Annotated in this window: 22 protein-coding genes and 2 pseudogenes; 13 read left to right on the top strand and 11 right to left on the bottom strand. The window is 69.5% G+C overall.

Going from position 1 to position 23,759, the window contains the following annotated elements; genetic code table 11:
- The first annotated feature begins 177 nt into the window (after positions 1-177).
- A complete protein-coding gene (locus tag ACODNG_RS00530; protein ID WP_434521987.1) occupies positions 178-1,176 on the top strand; it encodes a hypothetical protein in 999 nt (332 codons plus the stop codon).
- A gap of 24 nt (positions 1,177-1,200) precedes the next feature.
- Here ACODNG_RS00530 and ACODNG_RS00525 read toward each other — a convergent pair whose 3' ends face one another.
- From ACODNG_RS00525 to ACODNG_RS00510, 4 genes are all read right to left on the bottom strand, one after another.
- Positions 1,201-2,322, bottom strand: coding sequence for a pyridoxal phosphate-dependent aminotransferase (locus tag ACODNG_RS00525; protein ID WP_434521986.1), 1,122 nt, complete (start codon positions 2,320-2,322; stop codon positions 1,201-1,203).
- A gap of 35 nt (positions 2,323-2,357) precedes the next feature.
- Positions 2,358-3,452, bottom strand: a complete 1,095-nt coding sequence (locus ACODNG_RS00520; RefSeq protein ID WP_434521985.1) for a transcriptional regulator TbsP domain-containing protein — start codon at positions 3,450-3,452, stop codon at positions 2,358-2,360.
- 103 nt (positions 3,453-3,555) lie between these two features.
- Complete coding sequence (locus tag ACODNG_RS00515; RefSeq protein ID WP_434521984.1) at positions 3,556-4,296, bottom strand: methyltransferase domain-containing protein; 741 nt, start codon at positions 4,294-4,296, stop codon at positions 3,556-3,558.
- A complete protein-coding gene (locus ACODNG_RS00510) occupies positions 4,293-4,715 on the bottom strand; it encodes a nascent polypeptide-associated complex protein (RefSeq protein ID WP_434521983.1) in 423 nt (140 codons plus the stop codon). Before ACODNG_RS00510 ends, ACODNG_RS00515 begins: the two co-directional genes overlap by 4 nt.
- Positions 4,716-4,878: 163 nt before the next feature.
- On the opposite strand from ACODNG_RS00510, the gene ACODNG_RS00505 reads away from it, so the two are divergent.
- Positions 4,879-5,670, top strand: a complete 792-nt coding sequence (locus tag ACODNG_RS00505) for a creatininase family protein (protein WP_434521982.1) — start codon at positions 4,879-4,881, stop codon at positions 5,668-5,670.
- Here the strand turns inward: ACODNG_RS00505 and ACODNG_RS00500 are convergent.
- The 3 genes from ACODNG_RS00500 to ACODNG_RS00490 form a co-directional block, all read right to left on the bottom strand.
- Positions 5,667-6,407 (bottom strand): 6-hydroxymethylpterin diphosphokinase MptE-like protein, encoded by a 741-nt coding sequence (locus ACODNG_RS00500; protein ID WP_434521981.1) that lies wholly within the window; start codon positions 6,405-6,407, stop codon positions 5,667-5,669. The two genes, ACODNG_RS00505 and ACODNG_RS00500, sit on opposite strands and share 4 nt — an antisense overlap.
- Positions 6,408-6,569: 162 nt before the next feature.
- Positions 6,570-7,838, bottom strand: a complete 1,269-nt coding sequence (locus ACODNG_RS00495) for a dihydropteroate synthase (protein ID WP_434521980.1) — start codon at positions 7,836-7,838, stop codon at positions 6,570-6,572.
- Positions 7,839-8,241: 403 nt separating this feature from the next.
- On the bottom strand, positions 8,242-8,832 hold the full coding sequence (locus ACODNG_RS00490) for a DUF192 domain-containing protein (protein WP_434521979.1): 591 nt from the start codon (positions 8,830-8,832) through the stop codon (positions 8,242-8,244).
- Positions 8,833-8,942: 110 nt separating this feature from the next.
- Here ACODNG_RS00490 and ACODNG_RS00485 point away from each other — a divergent pair, with 110 nt between their 5' ends.
- The 4 genes from ACODNG_RS00485 (at position 8,943) to ACODNG_RS00470 (ending at position 11,458) form a co-directional block, all read left to right on the top strand.
- A complete protein-coding gene (locus ACODNG_RS00485; RefSeq protein WP_434521978.1) occupies positions 8,943-9,533 on the top strand; it encodes a hypothetical protein in 591 nt (196 codons plus the stop codon).
- Positions 9,530-10,378 carry an RNA methyltransferase gene (locus ACODNG_RS00480; protein ID WP_434521977.1) on the top strand — a complete coding sequence of 283 codons (849 nt, stop codon included), beginning with the start codon at positions 9,530-9,532 and terminating at the stop codon, positions 10,376-10,378. The genes ACODNG_RS00485 and ACODNG_RS00480 overlap by 4 nt, the downstream gene beginning before the upstream one ends.
- A gap of 62 nt (positions 10,379-10,440) precedes the next feature.
- Complete coding sequence (locus ACODNG_RS00475; RefSeq protein WP_434523034.1) at positions 10,441-11,070, top strand: AzlC family ABC transporter permease; 630 nt, start codon at positions 10,441-10,443, stop codon at positions 11,068-11,070.
- A 31-nt stretch (positions 11,071-11,101) separates the two neighbouring features.
- Complete coding sequence (locus ACODNG_RS00470) at positions 11,102-11,458, top strand: AzlD domain-containing protein (protein WP_434521976.1); 357 nt, start codon at positions 11,102-11,104, stop codon at positions 11,456-11,458.
- Between the two features lie 40 nt (positions 11,459-11,498).
- Here the strand turns inward: ACODNG_RS00470 and ACODNG_RS00465 are convergent, their stop codons facing one another.
- From ACODNG_RS00465 to ACODNG_RS00450, 4 genes and pseudogenes are all read right to left on the bottom strand, one after another.
- Positions 11,499-11,867 carry a hypothetical protein gene (locus ACODNG_RS00465; protein WP_434521975.1) on the bottom strand — a complete coding sequence of 123 codons (369 nt, stop codon included), beginning with the start codon at positions 11,865-11,867 and terminating at the stop codon, positions 11,499-11,501.
- Positions 11,868-11,968: 101 nt separating this feature from the next.
- A complete protein-coding gene (locus ACODNG_RS00460) occupies positions 11,969-12,301 on the bottom strand; it encodes a hypothetical protein (protein ID WP_434521974.1) in 333 nt (110 codons plus the stop codon).
- Positions 12,302-12,684: 383 nt separating this feature from the next.
- Entirely contained in the window at positions 12,685-13,263 is a 579-nt protein-coding gene (locus ACODNG_RS00455) for a hypothetical protein (RefSeq protein ID WP_434521973.1), read from the bottom strand.
- Positions 13,264-13,486: 223 nt separating this feature from the next.
- Positions 13,487-15,419, bottom strand: a pseudogene (locus ACODNG_RS00450) (aldehyde ferredoxin oxidoreductase family protein).
- A gap of 243 nt (positions 15,420-15,662) precedes the next feature.
- Between ACODNG_RS00450 and ACODNG_RS00445 the strand changes: the two are divergent.
- From ACODNG_RS00445 to ACODNG_RS00415, 7 genes and pseudogenes are all read left to right on the top strand, one after another.
- A complete protein-coding gene (locus ACODNG_RS00445; protein ID WP_434521972.1) occupies positions 15,663-17,948 on the top strand; it encodes a bifunctional metallophosphatase/5'-nucleotidase in 2,286 nt (761 codons plus the stop codon).
- A 75-nt stretch (positions 17,949-18,023) separates the two neighbouring features.
- Positions 18,024-19,337, top strand: coding sequence for a DUF7405 family protein (locus ACODNG_RS00440; protein WP_434521971.1), 1,314 nt, complete (start codon positions 18,024-18,026; stop codon positions 19,335-19,337).
- 61 nt (positions 19,338-19,398) lie between these two features.
- The gene (locus ACODNG_RS00435; RefSeq protein WP_434521970.1) at positions 19,399-20,769 is read left to right on the top strand and encodes a DUF7350 domain-containing protein; all 1,371 of its coding nucleotides are present in this window, start codon (positions 19,399-19,401) and stop codon (positions 20,767-20,769) included.
- A 53-nt stretch (positions 20,770-20,822) separates the two neighbouring features.
- Positions 20,823-21,776, top strand: a complete 954-nt coding sequence (locus ACODNG_RS00430; protein WP_434521969.1) for a cellulosome anchor protein — start codon at positions 20,823-20,825, stop codon at positions 21,774-21,776.
- Positions 21,773-22,213 (top strand): hypothetical protein, encoded by a 441-nt coding sequence (locus ACODNG_RS00425; protein ID WP_434521968.1) that lies wholly within the window; start codon positions 21,773-21,775, stop codon positions 22,211-22,213. The genes ACODNG_RS00430 and ACODNG_RS00425 overlap by 4 nt, the downstream gene beginning before the upstream one ends.
- Positions 22,214-22,250: 37 nt before the next feature.
- Positions 22,251-23,344: pseudogene (locus ACODNG_RS00420) on the top strand (archaeosine biosynthesis radical SAM protein RaSEA).
- A gap of 201 nt (positions 23,345-23,545) precedes the next feature.
- Positions 23,546-23,749, top strand: a complete 204-nt coding sequence (locus ACODNG_RS00415) for a hypothetical protein (protein WP_017343413.1) — start codon at positions 23,546-23,548, stop codon at positions 23,747-23,749.
- The last annotated feature ends 10 nt before the right edge of the window (positions 23,750-23,759 follow it).

The following is a 23,759-nucleotide window of genomic DNA, read 5'->3' as shown; positions in this document are numbered from 1 at the left end:
CCGGATACTCCGCGGGCGACGGTATAACTTGCGGAAACTCTTCGGCGACACCGAATAACTGATAGTAATCTATAAGCCGGCGACGCGGGACGTCGGGTGGGCGGTGGTTCCCTGTCGCACAAGCGGCTGTTTGTGTTTCGGCAACGGCTTTCCCTCCCCGCTGTGAGACGTGTTCCTATGGACGAACTCGCGCCCTCTCGCCGCCGGCTCCTCATCGGCGCGCTCGCGGGCGGCATCGGCGCCGCCGCGGGCTGTCTCGGAACGAGCGACGACGGCGACGGTGGCGACGGCGACGGAGCAGAACTCAGGCTCTCGCTCTCGCGGATCGAGGGGTCGCTGCGCGATCGCCACGTGCGCGACCGCGACGACCCGCCGGAGGGGTGGGACGAGGCTGCGCTCGACGCCGCGCTGGCGGGCGAGTCGTACGCGACCCAAGGCCGAAAGCCGTTCTTCGCGAGCCCGGACGACCCGAAGTATGTCGCCCACGAGGGGACCTACTACCAGCTCGGCTCCGTCGTCGTCGACGAGGTCGCCGAGACGTATCCGGTCCTCCGGCTCTTCGCGGTCGACGGCGACGACGTCGAGTCCGCGGTCGACGGCGGCGAGGACGGGAGCCTCCCCGAGGCCGATCAGCGCGCGGTCCGGATCGCGCACTTCGCCGCGAGGGCCCGCGGCAACGCGGGCGGCTACCAAGCCGGACTGGTCCAGCGCGGCGGCTACGCCTACCGTACCGAGACCGCCCGCGCGGAGAGCGCACTCCTCGCCGACGACGGTCCCGACCACGTCAGCTACCGAGACACTACGTATCGGGTCGAAATCGAGCGAGAGCGGTTCCACGAGACTGTCTATCGGCCGACCGCGGAGGCGCTCGCCGAGAGCCCCGAACGGATGGAGGCGATCCTCCGGGCGACGTTCGTCGGCGCCAGAGTCGGGTCGGACGACCTCTCGGCGGAGGCCAGACGGATCGTCGAGGGGGCGGACGCGGAGGAGTACAGCGAGACGCATCCGTACTCCGAGGCGTACGTCGAACTGCTCCGCGCGATCGACGCGCGTCCGTACATCGACGGCAACGTTCGGAAGGACGCCGGCGTCCGCGAAAACCAGAAGGAGATGATCCGGTACGGCGACGAGTACTACGAGCGCTACCTCCGGATCTCGGGCGAAGCGGATGACTGACCGGGAGAAGCGTTCCGCGGCCGCTCAGCGAACCGCCTCGTACGCCTCGGCCATCACGTCGAGCGCCTCGCGGAGCTGTTCCTCGTCGGTCGCGTACGAGATCCGCGCGTGGCCGGCGCCGCCCTCGCCGAACGCCTCGCCGGGGACGACGACCACGCCGCGGTCGAGGCACTCGTCGACGAACCCGTCCGGGACGCGCGGCATCGCGTAGAACGCCCCCTGCGGCGTCGGACAGTCGATCCCGATCTCGTCGAACCCCTCAAGCAGGATGTCGCGTCGGCGCTCGAAGGAGGCGGTCATCTCGTCGACCACGTCGCGGTCGCCTCGGAGGGCCGCCTCCGCGGCGTACTGGGCCGGCGCCGAGGCGCACGCCTGCGCGTACTGGTGGACGCGCAGCATGCGCTCGACGCGCTCGTCGGAGCCGTACACCCATCCGAGCCGCCAGCCGGTCATCGAGAACAGCTTCGAGGCGGAGTTGACGACCACGACGTTGTCCGTCTCGGCGAACTCGATCGGCGAGTAGTGCTCGCCGTCGAACACCGTGTACTCGTACACCTCGTCGGAGACGCAGAGCACGTCGTGCTCGTCGGCGATGCGGGCGAACTCGCGCACGTCTTCCTCGGCGGAGACCGCGCCCGTGGGGTTGCCGGGGGAGTTCACGACGAACGCGGCGGTGTCCTCGGTGATCGCGTCCTCGATCGCGGCCGGGTCGATGGTGAGGTCGTCGCGGAGCGGGACCGGGACCGGCTTGCCGCCGGTCAGCTTCGTCAGCGCGTCGTAGGAGACGAACCCCGGATCGGGGATCAGCACCTCGTCGCCGGCGTCGACGTGTGCCTCGAGGGCGACGTGGAGCGCCTCGCTCCCGCCCGCGGTCGCGATGACGTTCCCGGGGTCAAGTTCGACCCCCTGGTCAGCGCGGTGTTTCTCGGCGATCGCCTCTCGGAGCGACTGAGTCCCTTTGTTCTCGGTGTAGGCGTCCGCCTTCCCGGACTCGATGGCGTCGACCGCGGCCCGCCGGGCGTGGTCCGGCGTCGGGAAGTCGGGCTGACCCAGCCCGAGATTGATCGCGTCGTCGCCGGCCGCCTCGAACACCTCGCGGATCCCGCTTATCGAGATCCGCTCGACCCTCTCGGAGAACGTCGTCATGTCCGTTGGAGGGCGCCGCCGAGAGTTAGTTCTTGTTACCACCGCCGGCGCTCCCAGACTGGCCGGCGCCCCTCGCGGCTCGCGTCGTGTCGGAGTCGTCCGTCCGAATCGGTCGGCAGCGCGAACCGGCCTTCGAGGACGCTCGGCACCTCCTCGGGACGGGCGCGCAACAGCGCGTCGTCGACCGCGCGGAGCCGGAACATCGGCCGCCCCGGCCCCATCGGTACCTTGATCGACTCGATAAGCTCCCGCTCGACGAGCGCGCGGCGGTCGCGAGTGAACTCCTGTGCCGGCGCGATCCCGACGCCGTCGACCCCGACCCACGTGCGCAGGTCCCGGAAGAGGTGATCGTGTCGCGCCGCGAGCGCGACGAGGAGCGTCCGGTCCGAGAGGTCGTCCGTGCGGCCGAACTCCCCGAGAGCGAGCGACTCCAACACGGCGGCCACGTCGTTCGCGAAGCGGTCGTCGAGGATCGCTCGCGCGCCGGCGAGCAGTCGCCGCCGCGAGGGCATCTCGACCGGCTCGGTCGTCGCCGCGGCGAACCGCGCAGCTGCGGCGGCGTAGGCGCCGTCGAGCGCCGCGGGCGAGTTGCCGTCCTCGACCGCGTCCGCGCCGTCGTCGGCCGCGTCCGCGCCGTCACCGACCGCCGTCGTCGCAAGCGACCGATCGCCGCGCGGGCCGACGACGGCGTCGGCGCGGTTGGGACTCGCAAACAGCGTGCCGCCCGTTCCGCGGTCGAGCGATTCGCCGGTTCGGATCCGGATCGCGTCCGTCTCGACCGCCTCGGCGACCGCGGTACCGAGGACGAGCGCGCGGGAGAGCGCGTCGACGACCCCGGGGCGACAGGCGATCCGCCACGGCGGTCCCGACGAGCGCTCGCGGGCCGCCAGCAGCGACGGCAGCAGCCGGAGCGGAACGCCGACCGCGACGACCGCTGAACGGCCCGACAGGGCGGCCTCGACCGCCTCGGCGAGCGGATCGTCGGATCGGGGGAAGAGGTCGGCGACCTCCGGGGCGTCGCCGGACGCGGCGCCGGTGGGGTCGGCGGCGTCAGGGGTGTCGCTGGCGGTTTCGGGAGCGTCGCTGGCGGCGTCGGGAGGGGAGTCGGCTTTGGCGTCGTCGTCAGCCACACCGCGGCTGACAGCCGCGATCGGAAAGAGCGTTGCGCCGAGCCGGAGCGGAGACGCCGGTCTCGGCGGTCGCCGCGGGAAGGCGTCGGCGACGGCGCCGGTCTCAGGGCGCCCGGCCGAACACGAGGTAGCCCGTGTGGCCCACGCCCGCGGTGGAGGGGCGCGAGCCGCGGTCGGAGAAGTCCATCTCGCGCTGGATCGTTTCGAGCGTTTCGACCTCGCTGAAGCCGGCCTCGCGGGCGGCGAGGGCCGCCTCTCGGGTGCCCTCGACGAACGGGGAGTAGACGGCGAGGCGGCCGCCGGGCGCGAGTAGCTCGTCCGCGCGCTCGACGACCGCCGGGGCGTCGCCCGTGTCGAGCGTGAGCGCGTCGAATGGCTCGCCCTCGGCGAGCGCGTCCAGCTCCTCGGTGAGGTCACCGGTCCGGACCTCGACCCGGTCGGCGACGCCAGCGGTCTCCATGTTCCCGCGGGCGACCTCCGCGAACTCGGCGTCGATCTCGTAGGAGGTCACGTCGGCCCCGGCCCGCCCGAGGTACGCCGCGAGGATCCCCGTCCCGGTGCCCGCGTCGAGGACGCGGTCGCCGCCCGACGCGCCGGTGTGGCCCATCACGAGTCCCACGTCGCGGGGCATCATCGGGGCGCCGGTGCGTTCGAGGTGGTTGAAGAGATCCGGGCCGCGGAGCGCGCGGACCTCGAAGACGGTGCCGAGGTGGGTCTCGACCTCGTCGCCGGCCGCGACGTCCTCAGGGACCTCGATCACGCCGAGGTCGGTGCCGAACTCCTCGCCCGGCTCCAGTAAGTACTCCCGGTCCTCGTGGACCAGCAGGTACGCGGCGTCCGTCACTGGAGGTCCGAGATCGCCCGCGCCGGCTCGCCGTTGGCCGCCTCTAAGGCTTCGCGGGCGGCCTCCTTCGAGACGCCGGCCTGCTGGGCGACCAGCTTGACGTCTTCCTCCGGGATGCCGTCGTCACTGTCGTCCGCGTCCGCCGCGTCGTCGAGCGCGGGATCGGCGTCGCCCTCGACCGCGCCCGCCGCACTACCGCCGACGCCCGCGTCGGCCACCGAGTCGGGCGACCCGACGATCTGGTAGGTCTCCTGTCCTTGGGCGTCCATCTTGGTGACCTGGGCGCCGTCGAAGACGAGGTCGTCGCCGTCGGCCGTCTCGATGACGACCCGCTCGGCGTCGAGCTCCTCGACGTCGATCCCCATCTGTTTCATCATCTGTTTCATCTTTCGCGGGTTCATGCCGCCGCCTCCGAACATGGATTCCGGTTCGGCCGGACGACACAAAAAGGGTGTCGACACGGCGCGAGGAGCCGGCGCTCCGGGGAAGCCCGCGCGCTCGATGGCGGGAGGCCTCGCCCCCGTTGCCGGCGAGCAGGACCGAGACGGTTGGGTTGATACGTGTCGCGCGCGAGGCGGAGATATGTACCTCGCGGACCACACCTGGCCGGAGCTGGGCGACGCGCTGTCCGACGGCTCCGTCGCGCTCGTCCCGCTCGGCTCGACCGAACAGCACGGCCCGCACCTGCCGCTGGCGACCGATCACCTGATCGCGGAGGGGCTCGCGACTGCGGCCGCCGAGCGCTCCGACGCCTTCCGGACGCCGACGATCAACGTCGGCGTCAGCCCCCACCACCGGCAGTTCCCGGGGACGATGTGGGTCGACCCGCCGGAGTTCCGGGACTACGTCGAGTCGTTCACGCGGAACCTCGCGTACCACGGCATCGACCGCGTGGTGTTCGTCAACGCCCACGGCGGCAACGTCCAGCACCTCCGGGAGGTCGGTCGCCGGCTCCACGAGGACGAGGTCGCCTACGCGGTCGAGTGGATGTGGGACGAGTCGATCCCGGAGCTGGTCGACCAGCTGTTCGAGCGCAACGGCCCCCACGCGGGACCGAAAGAGACGGCGATGATCACCCACATCGCGCCCGACCTGGTTCGCGAGGACCGGCTCGAAGACGCCCGCGACGGCGGCCTCGTCGACCTCGAGAGCGCAGAGACGATGGTCCACGGCGCCCGCACCTTCTACGACTCGATCGACAACTCCGCGAACGGCGCGTTCGGCGATCCGACCGACGTGACGCCGGAGAAGAGCGAGCGCCTGTTCGAGGCCGCCGCGGACCAGCTCGTTAAGCTGGCGGAGTGGATCGGCGAGCGCGACGGCGACGAGCTGTTCCCCGAACCGCGGGTCGAGCGAGAGGCGGCGAACCGCTAACCGCCGGCCGAATCGTCGCCGCCGCGCTCGTTCCCGATGTCGGCGCCGATGATCTCTCGGAGCGCCGCGTCGGTCTCCTCGCGTCGGCCGTCCAGCACCGAGAACCGCTCGCCGCGGCGGCGTTCGAGCCAGCGCAGCAGCCGGGCGGCCCAGTCGAGCTTGCGGGCCTTCATCGGGTCGACGGCGGGGTCGTCGAACTCCCAGCCCGGGAAGACGAGTTCGCCGGCCCCGACGTGGTCGGCGAGGAACGCGGCGCGGTCGCCGTCGGTGAACCCGCCCGTGTTGCGGACCGGTCCTGCGGGGGCCGCCTGCGTTGTCGCCAGCGTCCACTCGTCGGCGAAGCGCGGGAGCCACTCGCGGACCGCCGGGACGTTGTCCCCGTGGGCGTGGGCGGCGACCGGGACGCCCTCTCGGGTCAGCTCCGCGGCCGTCTCCGGGTTCTTGTCGAGATCGGTCACCATACAGTCGACGGCGACGCCGCGGTCGACGAGGACGTCGGCGGCGGTGGAGGCGGCGACGACCACGTCGGCCTCGCGGGCGAGCGCGATCTCGTCGGCGAGGCAGGGGGCCGCGCCGGCGACGGCGACGGTCTCGCCGCGCCAATCCCCGAGTCGGTCGAGGTCGAACGGCGTCGCGAGGTCGGCGGCGGCGTCGCGGGCGCGCTCGTCGGCCGCGCGGTCGAACCCGAAGTCGGCGAGGATCGCCTCGTACGCCGGTTCGAAGGTCGCGAAGTTCACGGGGGGATCACGCTCCGGGAGACCGTCGCGTCGAGCGCGGAACAGCGCCGCCGCTCATCGGTTGCGATATGGTATGGACCGGAGTGGCACAGAGTACCCCTACCCGCGTGCCCCTCCGGCGTCCGGTCGATTGGTTGTCTACACGAGGGCATAAACTTTCTCTTAACTCACGTAAAGATCGATACCGTCGAGAGCGGCGTCGAGCACCTCTGATACGCCTGATACCGACGCTCTGACCGACTCGATCGCGGGGGGCGTCCCGATCAGGAGTCCGCGGCGACCGCCCGCGGGGTCGTCGCCGCCGAGCGCCCCTCCGCCGGTGCCGCCGTCGGTCGCCGAGGGGGTCGGCTCGGTTCGCTCGCGGGTCGAGTCGCCCAGCGCGAACGCGGCCGCGACGGGGGCGTCGCCGCCGACGGTCGCGGCGCGGAGCGCGCCGACCGCGGGGTCGTCGAGTCCGGCCAGTTCGTAGGTGCGGACGACCGCGTTGCCGGCGGCGTCGCGGTCGCCCTGCGTCGCCCCCGCTGCGCCGATCCGGTCGAGGTGGCGCTCGGCCTCGCGGACGGTCGTCACGTCGAGCTCCTCGACGGCGACGGCGTCGGAGCCGCCGCCGGAGCGGTAGCGGTCGCGGGCGAACTCGGCGCCGACGAGGGTGGCGTCGCGCGTCTCGGCCACGTCGTGGGTGCGGATCACGTGGGCGCCGCGCTCGACCGCCATCGACGTGGCGGCGAGCGAGACGGGGAGCGCCTCCTCGGTGCTGCGGCCCGCGATGGTTTTGAGGAAGCTCTTGCGGTTGATCGAGACGAGGAGGGGGCGGCCGTAGCCGCGGAACTCCCGGAGCCGGTGGAACGTCTCGCGGTCGTCCGCGTGGGTCTTCTCGGCCGACCAGCCGCCGAACGCGGGGTCGAGAATCGTCTTGTCGGTGAAGCCGTTCATCGAGAGCGCCTCGTAGATATCATCGACGTCTTCGATGGCGCCCGGGCGTTCGAGGTCCGGCGGCGAGGCCATCTTCGAGACCGCCGCGTCGTGTTCGCGGCAGACGCGGGGCATCTCGGGGTCGGCGAAGCCGCAGATGTCGTTGACCATGTCGAACCCCCGAGAGAGCGCCTCGTCGGCGACCTCGTGGTAGCGCGTCTCGATCGACCAGACGGCGTCGCCCGAGGTCGATTCGAGCGTCTCGACCGCGGTGTCGAGCCGGTCGAGCTCCTGTTCGACGGAGAGCACGTCGAGGTCCTTGTTGGCCGATTCGAGACCCACGTCGACGATGTCGGCGCCCTCGCCGATCAGCTCCTCGTCGACGTACGCGGCGGCCTCGCCGGGGTCGTCGTACACGCTGGGGTCGTACGGCGACTCCGCGGAGACGTTGAGCACGCCCATGATCCGGGGCGGGTGATCGTCACCGATTCCCAGCCCCGCGGCGTCCACGTTTCGCATACGCTCACCACGGGCGCGAGCGACATAAACGGGGCGAGTGCCCGACGTGCTCGCCGGGGAACTGTCCTCGCATCTGTTTATAAATGGTCGGCGGTGCGGTGGCGCGTGCCGGTGAGCGGCCGACAGGCCGCGAACCGCACGCGCGAGGGAGTCGCGAACGCCCGCAGGGCGTGAGCGACGAGGCTGGGGAGGCGTGAGGCGCTGTGCGGTCGCGGTCGGGTGGACTCAAAGGGGCAGTCGCGAGGTCGCCGTAGGCGACGCAAGCACCGCAGGGAGCGAACGGAGTGAGCGACCGAGGAGCGCAGCGAGCGTACGGCGACCTCGCGGCTGGGGCTTTGGAGGTGTTCGCCGTCGTTCCTTAGTCAATCACTTATAAACAAACGCACAGCCTGCTAAATGGAACTTATAAATCGAAACGCAGCGAGTCACCGACCTCGGCCCCGTGGCGGTCGGTCCACTCGTAGGGGACCTCCAACACGTACTGGCCGGACCCGTCGTACTCCTGCTCGCTTCCGTCCTCGTTCGGTCCCGGCTCGGGCGCGTTGTGGATCCGGGTGATCGTCCGGTCGCCGTCGACGAAGACGATGTCGATACCGAAGTCCATGTTCGGCATAATGAACGTCAGGCTCTCTCTCGGAGTGTCGTAGACGAACAGCATCCCGCCGTCCTCCGGGAGCGCTTCGGCGTCGCTGAGTCCGAGAACGCGCTTGTCGTCTGTGTCCGCGACCGCGGCGGTCACCGATCCACGGGACTCGCCGGCCGGACTCTCGACGCTCACGGTCGTCGTCACGTAGTCGGCGTACGTTCCGCTCGGCCACTCGACGTCGGTGTCGCCATCGGAACCGCCACTTTCGCCGTCCGAACCGTTCTCACCGCCCGCATTGCCGCCGCTCCCCGCATCATCGCCATCCGCCGCATCGCCGTCACCGAGACAGCCCGCCGCGGCGCCCGCGGTCGCGGCCGCAGTCAGTCCGAGAAGTCGCCGTCGTCTCATAACGCGGGGGAGGGGAGCCGACGGTATAAACGGCGTCCTCGCGCCGACGTAACGGCCGCCCTCGTGCCGGGAAGGACGCGCTTTTATCGCCGCCGGAGCGTAGCGTGGACATGGCGAAAGTGAGCATCGGCCTCCGCGGGTGGCGCTTCGAGGAGGACGAGATATTCACCGACGACGAGGAGCTGAAACCCCTCGACGAGATCCCCGAGGACCCGCGAGAGCGGCTCCTGCGGCTCGTCGGCCTCGTCGAGGAGCCCTGCGACGTCTGTTACCTCGACTACGGCGAAGCGGAGGTCCACCGCTGTAACGAGGCGGAAATCGTGTACGGCGAGCCGGACGGCGAGGTGCTCCTCTGTCCCGAACACGAGCCGGACCTGCTCTACTGGTTCCGCGAGGCGGGCGGCAGCGAACACAAAGGCTCGGTCGAGTTCGCCGACCGCTTCCACGAGTGGGTCGCCGCCGGCAACGAGGCGCCGGAGGGGTACGCCTCCGTCGAACACGTCGAGGAGGACCCCGACGGCCTGCCGGACCTCCCCGACCAGCAGGAGGTCCAAGAACGGCTCGAGGAGGGGTTCGACGGCGACCGGATCGATATCCTCGAACTCGCCGGGCAGGAGGAGCGCGACGGCGACGAACTGACCGAGGAGGATCTCGCCGAGTCCGAACTCGACCTCTCGACCGACTACCCCTCTGACCGATGAGCGGCGACGAGGGCGGGGCGGAAGGGGACGAGGGAGCGACCGAGGACGGAACTTCGGCGGCGACCCCGACAGCCCGACAGAAGCCCGTCGTCGTCGTCGTCGAGCCGGAGACGCCCGGAAATGTCGGCACCATCGCGAGAGCGATGAAGAACTTCGGACTCTCTGACCTCAAGCTCGTGAACCCGCCGGCGCTGGAGGAGGACGGCGAGGCGTACGGCTTCGCCGGCCACGCCCGTGAGGACGTGCTCCCGAACGCCGAGGAGGTGACCTTCGACGAGGTCGTCGCGAACTACCACACGGTCGGCACCACGGCGATCACGGGCGAGGACGACCGCAGCCACGAGCGCTTCCCGTTCAAGACTCCCGTAGAGCTGCGGGAGTCGCTGAAGACCGTTGACGCCCCCACCGCCATCGTCTTCGGTCGCGAGGGGCGCGGACTCAACAACGAGGAGCTCTCGCGGCTCGACGAGGTGTGCTCGATCCCCGCCGACGACGACTACCCCGTCCTGAACCTCGGGCAGGCCGCCACCGTCCTCCTCTACGAACTCCGCGACCTCACCGTCGACGAGACGCAGTTGCCCGACACCGAGGTCACCCGCGCCCCGGAGACCGACGTGGAGCGCTTCCACGACTTCTTCGGCGAGTTCCTCCGAGCGACCGGGCAGCGCGACCACGTCCGCGAGAAGAACGCACTGCTGATGCGCCGGCTGCTCGGGCGGGCGCACCCGACCGAACGCGAGATCCATTCGCTGCTCGGCACCTTCCGGAAGGCGAACGCGAAGCTGGAGCACGCCGACCACCTCGCGGCGAAGTACGACGAGCCGCCGTACCCCAAGGAGCAGTAGCCGTGCGGGACTCCTTCGTCGACGAAGACCTGCTGGCGGGCGTCCGCGACGTCTCGCCGCTAATGTTAGGGATCGCGCCGTTCGCGCTCGTCGCCGGCATCGCCGCGGTCGACGCCGGACTCGGACTCGCCGAGGCGGTCGGCATGTCCGTGATCGTGTTCGCGGGCGCCTCCCAGCTCGCGGCGCTGGAGCTGCTCGGCGAGAACGCCCCCCTTGCGGTCGTCGTCGGCACGGCCGCGGTGATCAACCTCCGAATGCTGATGTACTCGGCCTCCATCGCGCCGCACTTCGCCGACTACGGGCGTCGGCTCCGCGCGGGGCTGGCGTACCTCCTCACGGATCAGGCGTACGCGCTCTCGGTCGCCGAGTTCGACGAGAACCCGGACCGCAGCCGGTGGCGCTACTACCTCGGCGCGGCCGCGTCGCTGTGGGTCGTCTGGCAGATCGGGACGGTCGCCGGCGTCGTCCTCGGCGCCGGCGTCCCCGACGCGTGGGGACTCACCTTCGCGGTCCCGCTCGTGTTCCTCGCGCTCCTCGTCCCCGCGATGAAGGACCGACCGACGACCGTCGCGGGCGCCGCGGGCGGCGCGGTAGCCGTCGTCGCGGCCGGACTCCCGCTCAACCTCGGGCTGCTCGCCGGCGCGCTGTGCGGGATCGCGGCCGGGTTGGTAACGGAGGCGGTGGCGTCGTGACGGACGCGCCGGGCACGGAGGTGACGACATCGTGACGGACGCGCTCGGCGGGGTTATCGCCTCCCCGCGCGCCTGGATCGCCATCGTCGCGATCGGCATGATCACCTACGGGATCCGGCTCTCCTTCATCCACCTGTTCGGGCGGATCGACGGGGTGCCGACGCGCGTTCAGCGGCCGCTTCGGTACGTCCCGCCCGCGGTCCTCGCGGCGCTCGTCCTCCCAGACCTGGTGACGCTGCGTCCGTCGGTCGCGGCGACCCTCCTCGACGAGCGACTGATCGCCGGCCTCGTCGCCGGCGCGGTCGCGTGGCGGACGGAGAACGTGTTCGCGACCATCGCGACCGGGATGGTCACCCTGTGGATATTCCGGTTCGTCGTGTTCGCGTGAGGCGCGCTGGGCGACCCCGGACCGGAGGAATCGTTCAAATTCAGTCGAACCGGTCCGACCGGCGGCTCGCGAGCGCGAAGACGGCGACGCCGACGAGGAGGGCGACGGCGAGCGCGCGCTCGACGGTCACGAAGCCGCGGACGGACGAGACCGCGTACGAGGCGGCCGCGACGGCGACGACCGCGTAGCCCACGGCCGCAGCACCGAGCAGCGCGGGACGAGCGCGCCGCGAGTTCCAGAGACGGAGCCACGTCGCGGCCGCGGCCGCGGCGCCGACGAGGACGCCGACTGGGAGCCCGACGAGCGCGGAGAACTCGATCGACACCGCGAGCAGTTCCGTGACGGCGGCGCTCGCGAGGAGGAACGCGGTCACCCCGATCCCGACCGCCGCGACGAGTCGCCAGTTCATGCCCCTTCAGTCGCGGCGAGGAATCTTAAATCGGTACGGCGAGACGGACCGGAAACCCGGCCGCTGGGAACGAACGAGCACGGACCGGGCGGAGCGTTCAGTCAGCGCTCGCGTTCGGTCGCGCGATCCGACGAGCGCTCGCGCGTCTCGGAGGCCTCGCGGTCGACGGAGCGGTCGAACCGGGCGTCGCCTTGGACCTCGCGCTCGCGGGCGTCGGCGAGCCGTTGGGCGCCGTCGGCGATCGAGTCGAGCGCGGCGAAAAGCCGGTACGAGAGATACGGACCGACCGAGAGCGTGAGGACGACGATCACGCCGAACAGGATCTGTCCGACGATCACGAGCGAGTACACGAACACGAGGAGACTCAGGGCCGCCAGGACGGCACCGATCGGAGTGCGGAGGGCTTCGGACGGCGAGAGCGGGTTGTGTGCCATGGGCAACGCTACCGGCGGCGTTCACTTAAAAATAAACAGCTCTGTTGAAATCCTCAGCAGCTGATAGTTTTTCACCCCAATCGCTCAGTACAAATAATTCATTAATCAGTTTGTACAAGAGTCTCATACACTAACCGGTTCGAATGGAGGATCCGAAATGTTTGTCAGAATTATTCGGAATACTGAGTGTGCTATTCGAGGGCTATGTGAGAGGATTTCAAAAAATATCTTCAACCAGATTGGAAGGGTTGTAATAGCACTTTTTGCAGGCCCATACACTTCGCTATCATAGGTAGCGCGATCGTATCTGAATCCCATAGTCGTTTGTCATCCATTCAGGGTGATAAAATAACTGACGAGGCGGATGACCCCTGTTATTCGTGTTATGTGGAACCCTCGGGAATTGTTGACGACCGTGACTCATCGCGCTCAAAAAGAATCTGCGTCGGAGAGTCAAACCACGCCCCAACGTCCACCGCAATTAAGGTTGCTTCCGTTACGTCTTCAGGAACTTCGAACTGTGCCCACGCCTCGTATGTGGCTTCCGGGCGTGCTGTCTGAGTGAGTTCTGGCAAGTTTGGAATAGAACGCCCTTCGTACATCACCCCTCCGGCTTCCAGACCGATCGCACTTCCGTACACATCGATTTTACCCTCGGTTTCACGATTGACCTCCACTTCTGTATGCAATATAACGAGCTTGTTACCACTATCAGGCGATCTTGCAGGCGAATCCGGTGGATCTAACTCTGCCGTTGTGTCTGTTGCATACCGTAGTGTGAGTGTATTAATCGAATTTTCGTTTCCGTGATCCTCAGCAGACACGGAGACTTGTGAGACATTCGGCTCGTCGGATTCATCGTCGGCTTCGGGGCTGTTGCTCCCGCCGCTGTCGCCCGTACATCCAGCAAAACCGAACGTTGAACCCGCAAGGATGGAGCTGAGGACATTTCTTCGGTCCATACTCGGTTTGTTCACTATAGAATGATAAAGTGTACTGTATTTCATATAATCCGAACATATCGATACAACGCCAAGTCAGATCGGTTGAGAGGCACTCTTCATCGACCAGACGTTACAGACGAGAATATATCTGAAGAAGAGGATTTCAACAGAGCCAAATAAACGGGAGTCGTCGGACGCGACCGCGAACGCGGAACCGACCGCGCTCGCGCCGCCGTCTCGATCAGTCGTCGGCCGGGGCCGCGGAGTCACCGGACGAGACGCCGGTGCCGGGACCGACCTCGATCCCGAGCGCGTCGAGCTTCTCGTCGGGGACGACGCCGTCGACCCAGTCGCGGGTCTCGTAATACTCCGCCTTCATCTCGTCGAGTTCGACGAGTTCGCCCTCGCTGGCGCCCGTGCCGGGGATGGCGTCCGGGTGCCCCTCGACAAAGCGGTTCGGCAGCGTGTCGTCCGCGCCGTCGAAGCCGACGAGGTTGTTGTAGTAGCGCTCGAGGTTGTACACGCGCTCGCCGGCCTCGAACAGTTCGTCCTCGGTGACGTCGCGGCCGGTCATGCCGTTGTACTGGAGCACGTACTCCTCGATCCCCTCCGCGAACGCGCTGAACTTGCAGATGTCGAACGAGTCGGAGACCGCGTGGAGATTCTGGAAGGTGGCGGTGAGCTCGCCCTTCCCCTCCCACTCGTACGGGTCGACCTTCTCCGGGATGCCGAGGATCTCGGCGGCCGGCGTGTAGCCGCGCAGGTGGCAGGCGCCGCGGTTGGAGGTCGCGTACGCGATCCCCATCCCCTTCATGCGAGCGCGGGTCGTAGGCGGCCATCGTCTGGCCCTTGACCGAGAGCTTGTTGCCGTGCGCGTCCTTCGCGTCGGCGACGCGCTCGGGACCCTCCGCGAGGAGGTCGCCCAGATCCGAGGAGCGGTGTCCGATCTCGTCGATGAGGTCGATCATCGTCTCGGAGTCGCCCCAGTCGAGGTGGCCGACGCCGTCGAGCTTGCCCTCCTCGCTCATCTCCATCGCCATCGCCATCATGTTGCCGGCCTCGATGGTGTCGATGCCGAGGTCGTTACACCGGTCGAGCATGACGGCGATCTCGTCGCGGTCGGAGTGGCCGGAGTTCGGGCCGAGCGCCCACGCGGACTCGTACTCGTACGACTCCATGCGGACGTTCAGGTCCTGGCCCTTGTGCGTCACGTCGACCTCGACCTCCTTCTTACACGCCACCGGACAGGAGTGACACGTCGGCTCGTCGACGAGAATGTTCTCGCGGACGTTCTCTCCGGAGACCCGCTCCGCCTGCATGTCGACGCCCTCGGCCTCGTTGTACGCCTCGGTGGAGGTGTACTTCGCGTTCTTCGTCGGGAGTCCGTCCATCTCCTCGGTCGCGTTCATCAGGACGTTCGTCCCGTACATCGAGAGCCCGCCCTCGTTGGGCGCGGTCACGTCGGACTCGCGGATGACCTCCATCGCCTGCTGATAGCCCTCCTGGAACGTCTCCGGGTCGGCGGGCTTGGGCATGTCGGTGCCCGACTTCACGACGACCGCCTTCACGTTCTTCGCGCCCATCACGGCGCCGGTGCCGCCGCGGCCCGAGGCGCGGTCGTCCTCGTTGATGACGCAGCCGTAGCGCACCTCGTTCTCGCCGCCCTGTCCGATCGCCATCACGGAGACGTTACGGCCGACCTTCCCGTCGACCTCCTCGCCGATCTGGTCGATCGTGTCGTGGACGCCCTGTCCCCAGAGGTGGGAGGCGTCGCGTACCTCCACGTCGCCGTCCTCGACGAACAGATAGACCGGCTCCTCGCTCTCGCCGTCGAGCAGGATTCCGTCCAGCCCGGCCCACTTGAGCCGCGCGCCGGACCAGCCGCCGTGGTGCGAGTCGGTGACGGTCCCCGTCAGCGGGGATTTCGTCACGAGGGCGATCCGGCCGCTCATCACGGTCTGGGTGCCCGTGAGCGGACCTGTCATGAACGCCAGTCGGTTCTCCGGGCCGAGCGGGTCCACGTCGGGACCCTTGTCGAAGACGTACTTGACGCCCAGCCCCCGCGCGCCGATGTACTTCTGCGCGTCCTCGTCGTCGATCCCGCGGTAGCTGACCTCGCCACCGCCGAGATCGACCTGTGCCACTCGGTCTCTGTAGCCGCCCATTTCAGTCATGTAATGCTCGTTCATTATATTCGTACTCCGTACGGTTATTCCTTCACACACCGACGTAACGTGTATTGATTACCTAGTCGGGCCGTGGTCGCCCGATAGGAAATCATACCGGCTGACATGTCTCGTGGAGCGTCCGTCGCCGTCGTCCGGCGGGGTATCACACGTTCGTGGATATATAGCGCTGGATACCAGCATATATCCGGCATGTAAATGCTTAATACCGTCTCTCCGTCTTTCGATAGTATGTCGAAAGACACGCGCTCCGGAGAGGTCGTCGATGAGACGCGTCGTCGCCTGCTGGCGGCGGCCGCGGGTGGGGTAACCGTCGGCGCCCTCGGAACGGGGGCGACGGGCGGCGTGGCGGCGCAGGACGATGGAACGCTCACGCTCGTCCACGACACGCACTTCCACGGGCGGTTCGAGGACGCGAGCAACGAGGCGATAGACATCGCGCGGTACTACACCATCGTCGAGGAACTCCGCGGAGAGTACCCGAACGCCGCCTTCCTCGGAAACGGAGACGACTTGGCGCCGTCGGTGCTCGGGCTGGAGTTCGAGGGCGAGCACATGGTCGAGGCGTTAAACGAGATGGGACCGGACGCCGTCGGCGCCGGGAACCACGAGTTCGACTTCGGCGTCGACACCGCGAGCGAGCGCTTCGAGACCTCCGAGTTCCCGTGGGTGATCGCCAACCTCCTCACGCCCGAGGGGGAGCCGGTCCCCGGCGCGGAGCGCTGGACGACCGTCGAGGTCGGGAGCCACACCGTCGGCGTCTTCGGGATGGGCACCACCGGCTTCTACGACATCACGGACTACCCCGAGGACTGGCAGGTGCTCGGCTACACCGAGGCCGCCGAGGCCGCCGTCGAGGCGCTCGAACCCGAGACCGACTTCATCGTCTGCGCCTCCCACGTCTCCAGCGGCGTCCACGAGACGATCGCGGCGGTCGACGGTGTCGACGCCATCGTCGGCTCGCACTCGGGCGTCGTCTACGAGGAGCCGGAGACCATCGAGGGGACGACGGTGGCCGAGTTCGGCGACGAGTTCGCCCACCTCGGCCGGCTGACGTTCGACGTCGAGTCGGGCGAACTCTCGGACTGGGGGCGGATCGACCTGTACGACTCCGAGGCGCTCGGCGAGGACGAGTCGCCGCCGGAGGAGACGGAGAACTACACGCCGCGCGACGTGCGGTCGGTGGACCGGCACACGGCGGTCGCGGAGATCGCGGACGGCTACCTCTCCGACCTCGAAGAGCGCCTCGGACAGCCGGTCGTCGAGACGGAGGTCGAGCTCAACGCCAGCTTCGACAACTACGAGATCGAGACGGGCTGGGGGAACCTGATGACGGACCTGATGCGACAGGTCGGCAACCTCGACGAGGGGATCGACGTCGCGGTCCAGAACGCGGGCGGGATCCGATCCGGCTCCACCTACGGGCCGGGCGAACTCACCGGCAGCGACGTGATGAACATCCTCCCGTTCCCGAACGAGATCGTCGTCTACGAGCTCAGCGGCGAGCAGATCCGGTCGTACCTCGAGGGGTCGGTCCGGCCGATGCCGGGGGACTACGGGGCGCAGCCGGCGATTCAGGTGTCCGGCGTCTCCTACGAGTGGACCGGCCACGACGGGGAGGGACAGGTCCGGAACGTCTGGGTCGGCGGGGAGCCGCTCGATCCGGAGGCGACGTACCTCGTCTCGACGAACGACTTCGTCGCCGGCCGGAGCGAGGAGTTCGTCGAGGAGTCCCGCGTGTTCAACTCCGGACAGTTCCAGGGACCGTTCATCAAGGACACGCTCGACGCGGAGTACGACACGATCTCCCCGGAGCGCGAGGAGCGCATGATCCGGGTCGACGAGGTGATCGAGGACGCGACGGTCGGCGGCTCCGAGGGGACGCTCACGGTCTCGTTCGCGCCGACCGACGCGGTCGCGTCCGTCGTCGACGACACCTTCCGGCTCGTCGCGCCGGGCCACGGCGTCGTGGAGGGGTCGGTGGCGTCAACCGACGGCGAGGTCGTCGTCGAACTGGCCGCCGACGCAGTCGTCGAGGCATTCGACGCGACCGAGACCGACGCGCTCTCGCTCGTCGGTGGCTTCGATCCGAACAGCGAGCACTACGGCTACGAGAACGATGACGGGGAGGTTATCGAACTCCCCGTCAACGCGAACTACGACTACTACGAGCTGCGGACCTCGGTGTCGGCGGACGACGCCCGCGCGACCGTCGGCGGCGACGGTTCCGACGGCGACGACGGAAGCGACTCCGACAGTTCGGACGGGTCGGACGGCGACGACGGGAGCGGCTCCGACGGCGACGGTTCCGACGGAAGCGACGGCGGCTCGGACGGTTCTGACGGCTCGGACGGCGGCGACGGCTCCGACGGAAGCGACTCCGGCGGAGACGGCGAGACCGCGGACAGCACGCCCGGATTCGGCCCGCTCGCCGGCGCCGCCGGCGTGTCGGGCGCGGCGTACCTGTACGAGAAGTACGGCGGCGACGAGTCCGACGGCTCCGCGAGCGACGAGTAATCCGCGGTCGGCGGCCGAGCGCTCCGCTCGCCGACGCCGTCTTACCGTCGGCCCACGAACGGCTCACACGACAGAATGGAACTTCCGGATCCGGACTCGGTACCCCGTCGCGAGTTCTGTAAGGCCGCTGTCGCGCTCGGCGGCGCCGCCGGACTCAGCGCCTGTCTCGGCCGCGGCGACGGCTCGGTCGAGGACGCGGTCGACGGCGGCCCGCTGGACGGGGTGCCCGCGGGCGACTCCGACGGCGCTCCGGCGCGCCAACACGCGTGGAACGACGCGCTCGACCGCGACGAGGCGGGAAACGTCGTCCCGCCGGTCCACCACGTGCTCCGATACGCGAACATCGACCGCGGCGACGCGTCGCGGGCGGAATCCCGGAATCGGCTCGAAGCCGCCTTCGCCGACCTCGAACGCGCCTTCGAGCGCTCGGCCGCCGGGCTGCTGTTCACCGCGGGCTACTCGCCGTCGTACTTCGACCGGCTGTCTGGGACGCTCCCGGAGTCGGTCGACCTCCCGGCGCCGCGGTCGCTGACCGGGTTGGAGGACCCCGCACTCGACGAGACCGACGTGTTAGTCCACCTGGCGGGCGACGACCCCGCGGCGGTGCTCGCGGCCGACGAGGCGCTGTTCGGCGCGGCGACCGCCGCCAACGGCGTCGCGGTGACCGACGCGAGCGACCTGTTCGAGCCGGTCGACCGCCGGACCGGGTTCCTCGGGCCGGGACTGCCGCGCGAGCGCCGCGACGTTGACGGGATTCCCGACGATGCGCCGATCCCGGAGGGTGCGCCGCTTTTCATGGGGTTTGCGAACGGTTTCGCGGCGTCGCAGGCCACCGAGGACCGCGTGACGATCGGGACGGGACCGTTCGCGGGCGGGACGACACAGCAGGTCTCGACGATACGGACGCAGCTCGACGCCTGGTGGTCACAGGAGAGCCACGCGCAGCGCGTGGCGAAGCTCTTCAGCCCGACCCATGCCGACGAGGAGCGCGTCGGCGAGCACGGCGAGCGGCTCGGAATCGATCCGGGAGTCGCGGACCTCCCGGAGGACGCGGTCGCGTACGCCCGCGAGGAGGGCGTGGTCGGCCACGCGCAGAAGGCGGCTCGCGCCCGCGAGGACGGAGAGCCGCGCCTGCTGCGCCGCGACTTCCCGACGACGGACGGCGACCACACCGGGATCCACTTCCTCACGCTCCAGGAATCGATCGGCGACTTCGTCGCCGTCCGCGACGCGATGACCGGTGCGGACGTCGCCGACGAGACCGCCGTCGGGAGCCGAGTGAACAACGGGATCCTCCAGTACCTGTTCGTGCGGAGCCGCGGGAACTTCCTCGTGCCGCCCCGCGAGTTGCGCGCGCTTCCCGACGCGAACCCCGGAGGCGAGCCGTGAGCCGACCGGCTCGAGGCGAGACTGTGCCGAGACCACGCACGGAGAGACCGAGACACGACAGATGACACGCGACACGACGCCGACCGACCGAACCGAACCGCAGCGATCGCACAGTCGCCGTCGCCTGCTCGCGCTCGGCGCGACCGTCGGCGCGGGCGCGCTCGGGGGGTGTCTGACCGACGCCGGCTCCGACGTCGTGAGCGAGGGCGACGCGGACGGCGATTCCGGGGGCGAGGGCGGTGGCGGCGCTGACGGCGGAGCCGCGGACGACGGCGACGGCAGCGCCGCGCCGTCGCTCCCGAGGGTCGAGGACCCGCCCGCGGCGACGTACGTGCCGACGCACTTCGAGGCGATGCGGCGGCTCGACCCGGTGGAGGCGGGCGACTACCTGCTCGAACCGAGGGTCACGTACCCGCACCGCTTCTGGAACGTGACCGGCGACCGCGTCGAGGCGGCGGCGCCGACAGAGGACCACGACGTCCACCTGATGGTGACGGTCCGCGACGCCGAGACCGGGCGTATCCTCCCGGCCGCGACGGGGTTACAGGTGACCGTCGGTCGCGAGGGCGAGTCCGGGACGCCCACCGCTCCGTGGCCGATGGTCTCGCAGGAGATGGGGTTCCACTTCGGCGACAACCTCTCGCTCGGCGGCGACGGCACCTACGAGGCGACGGTGCGGGTGGGCGCCATCGACGCCCGGAAGACCGGGGCGTTCGCCGGGCGGTTCGCGGAGCCGGCGACCGGCTCGTTCACCTTCGAGTACGATCAGGCGTTCCGCGAGTCGGTGATCGGCGACATCGTGTACGTTCAAGCGGAGTCCGACTGGGGCGCCCGCGGCGCGATGGCGAACCACGCGCTCGGGCGCGGAGCGGGCCGGAGCTACGGCGACGCCGACCGCGACGGGCCGGACCACGTCGACGCGCAGCGACAGGACGCCGAGCGCGACCACCGCGGGGAGCCGCGCTGGGAGGCCCGCGTCGGCGACCGGCGCTACGGGACCTACTGGCGTTCCCCCGAGGAGGGGGAACTGCCGCCCGCGGCACACCTCCCCGGAAGCCTTCAGGGCGAACCGGTCGTCGGCGACGCGGTGCTCGCGACGACACTTCTCCCGCCCGGGTCGCGGTTCGTCGACGGCGACGACCGATACCTCGCCGTCTCGCCGCGGACCCCGTACAACCGGTCGATGCTCCCGATGGCGGCGATTGATTACACCGTGCGCCGCGACGGGGGCGTCGTCGCGTCCGGGGCGCTCGACGACGCGCTCGACGACCGAGTCGGCTACCACTACGGGACCCCCCTCGCCGACGCCGCGTCGGGCGACGAACTGACCCTCTCGGTGACGACCGCGCCGAACGTCTCGCGGCACGCGGGCTACGAGACGGCGCTGCTGGAGACGGGGGACGTTTCGCTGACCCTGGAGGTGGGAGAGTGAGCCGAGCAGGAGACCGTTCGGGGGGCCGAGCAGGGGGCCGTTCGGGGGGGCGATTGGGGGACCGTTCGGGGGGCCGAGCAGGAGACCGTTCGGGGGGCCGAGCAGGGGGCCGTTCGGAGGACCGCGGGGACCGGCGAGACGCGGCCCCGCCGTCCCGAGTCGCGCTCGTCGCCCTCGCTGCGCTCGCGCTGATCGTCGGCGCCGCGGGCGCGCTGGCGGGACCGGTGAGCGCCGGCGACACGGCGGGCGCGCTCTCGGTCTCGCCCGAGGAGTTCGACGTCGAGCCGGGCGACACCGTCACCCTCGAGGTCGCGATGGTCAACGACGGCGAGCGCGACGACGACGGGGTGTACGGGTTCACGCTCCGGCTCGACTACCCGACGGAGTACCTGACCGTCACGGAGATCGAGTCCGCGGACTGGTTCCGCGAGGCGCCGGCCGGACGCCCCGACGCCAGGTCGCAGCCCGACACCGAGGTTCGCGAGTCCGTCGACTACGACGACGAACGCGGAGCCGCGAGGCTGCGCCAGTCGCTCGCGGACCCGACGACCGGGGTCACCGGCGAGGCGCTCGTCGCGACGGTGACCGTCCGCGTGGAGCCGGACGCGGAGCCGGCGGTCGCGGAGCTGGGGACCCGTGAGACGAGCACCGACCTCACCAGTCGGCGCGACTACCCGCAGCCGCTGTCGACGCCCTCGGCGACGTTCAACGTCTCCGGCGGGGGCAACGGAACGGTCGTCACGCCGGTGTACGACGAGGCTGCGTTCGCTGACGACGGCGAGGATGCTGACGACGGCGAGGACGCTGACGACGGCGAGGGCGGAAACGCAGGCGATGGCTCGAACGGCGGTAACGGCACAGACGCGAACGAGAGCGACGAGACGGGCGGAGACGGGGGAAGCGACGGCGGCGCTTCGGGGACCGAGACCGGCGACCAAGCCCCGGCCCCGGTCGGGGCAGCGGTCCTCGGCGTCCTCGCTGCCGCGCTCCTCCTTGTGAGACGGTGAGCGACATCGACGCCGACCGGTCACCGTTCGAGCGGGGAGGACCGTGGACGCCGTTTCTCGCGGGCGCGGCGGTCGTCCTCGTCGCATCGCTGCTCCCCGTTCCGGACGCGCTCGTCGGTTCCGGGGGTGCTCCGGGTGGCGGCGGGGCGGTCGGTCCCCTCGCGGTCCTCGGTCCTACCGGGGGCTTCCACCTGATCGGCTACGCGGGGTTAGCTGCGCTCGGGACGCTGGCGACTGATCGAAGTGTCGTCGCCGCCGGGGCGTCGGTCGCGGTCGGCTTCTTCGCGGAACTCCTCCAGTCGCAGGTGGCGTGGCGGTCGTTCGCCTGGACCGACGCCGCGGTCAACGCGGTCGGCGCGGTGCTCGGCGTCGCGGCGGTCGCAGCCGTCGTCGCCCTGCGGCGAGCCGCTCGCCGGCGGCTCCGGGAGCGTCGATGACGACACGGCTTTACGCGCTCGACCGCTTTCTCCGGCAATGAGTCAGCCGAGCCCCGACGCGTACGAGCAGGGGCGCGGGATGGACGCGCACAACGCCGTGATGCGCGACATCCGCGCCGAGCGCTCGGAGACGTACGACCCGACGGAGCCGACCCGCGTGTGGATCGACGAGGACAACACGCCCGACGGCGTGGTGAACTCCCTCACGATCATCCTCAACACCGGCGGCTGTCGGTGGGCGCGCGCCGGCGGCTGTACGATGTGCGGCTACGTCGCGGAGTCGGTCGAGGGCGGCAGCGTCGCTCACGAGGACCTCATGACGCAGATCGACGCGTGCCTCGACCACGAGACCGAGGAGGCCGACGAGCCGGCCGAGCTGATCAAGATCTACACCTCCGGCTCCTTCCTCGACGAGCGCGAGGTGTCGGCCGAGACCCGCCAAGCGATCGCGGAGACGTTCGCGGACCGCGACCGCATCGTCGTCGAGTCGCTGCCGGACTTCGTCGACCGCGAGAAGATCGCCGACTTCGCGGACCACGGTATCGCCACGGACGTGGCGGTCGGGCTGGAGACTGCGACCGACCGCGTCCGCCACGACTGCGTGAACAAGTACTTCGACTTCGCCGACTTCGAGGACGCCTGCGCGGAGGCGGCCGCGGCGGACGAGGAGTTCGCGGCCGACGTGGGGATCAAGGCGTACCTCCTCATGAAGCCGCCCTTCCTCGCGGAGCCGGAGGCGGTCGCCGACATGATCGACTCGATCCGACGCTGCGCCGGCGTCGACGGCTGTCACACCGTCTCGATGAACCCGACGAACGTCCAGCGGTACACGATGGTCGACGAGCTGTTCTTCGAGGGGGGTACCGGCCGCCGTGGCTCTGGTCGGTCGCGCACGTCCTCGAATCGACCGCCGACGCGGACGCCATCGTCGTCTCCGATCCGGTCGGCCACGGCTCCGACCGCGGCGCGCACAACTGCGGTGAGTGCGACGACCGCGTCCAGACCGCGATCAAGGACTTCGACAAGCGGCAGGACCCGAGCGTCTTCGAGCAGGTGTCCTGCGACTGCGAGGCGACGTGGGAGTACGTGATGGACGAAGAGACGAGCTACAACATGCCGCTGGCCCGATAGGCCGCTCCACGAACGGTACCGGCGAAACCGACCGGGTTCGTCGGGAACGATGGTGAACAATACCGATCAGTAATTTTTCGCTTTTAGAAATAAACGATCTGTTCTATCCCGAAACACGTGACGGATACGCGTGACACTCCCGATCATACTGAACGATCAGGTCGAAAAAGACCCTTATAGCTCCGGCTCCTGTGGTGAGACATGAACGCAGACGCCAGCGGTTCCCCGCCCTCCCGCGGGAAGTCGGTCCTCTTCTGCCCGGAGTGTCGTTTCGAGAGCGCCCTGTCGGACGGGTGGCTCGTCGTCAGCGACGGCGACGAGCGCACCGTCGTCTGTCCGGAGTGCGGCCACGTCGCCGACCACCGGTCCGAGCGGTCCGCGCCGACGCCGCAGCACGCCGATTAGTCGCCGTCAA

Origin of the sequence: Halorubrum sp. AS12 (assembly GCF_051122765.1) — an archaeon.
GTDB classification, from domain to species: domain Archaea; phylum Halobacteriota; class Halobacteria; order Halobacteriales; family Haloferacaceae; genus Halorubrum; species Halorubrum trapanicum.
Note: the sequence above shows the minus strand (reverse complement) of the source record. Positions and strands in the feature narration are given on the sequence as shown.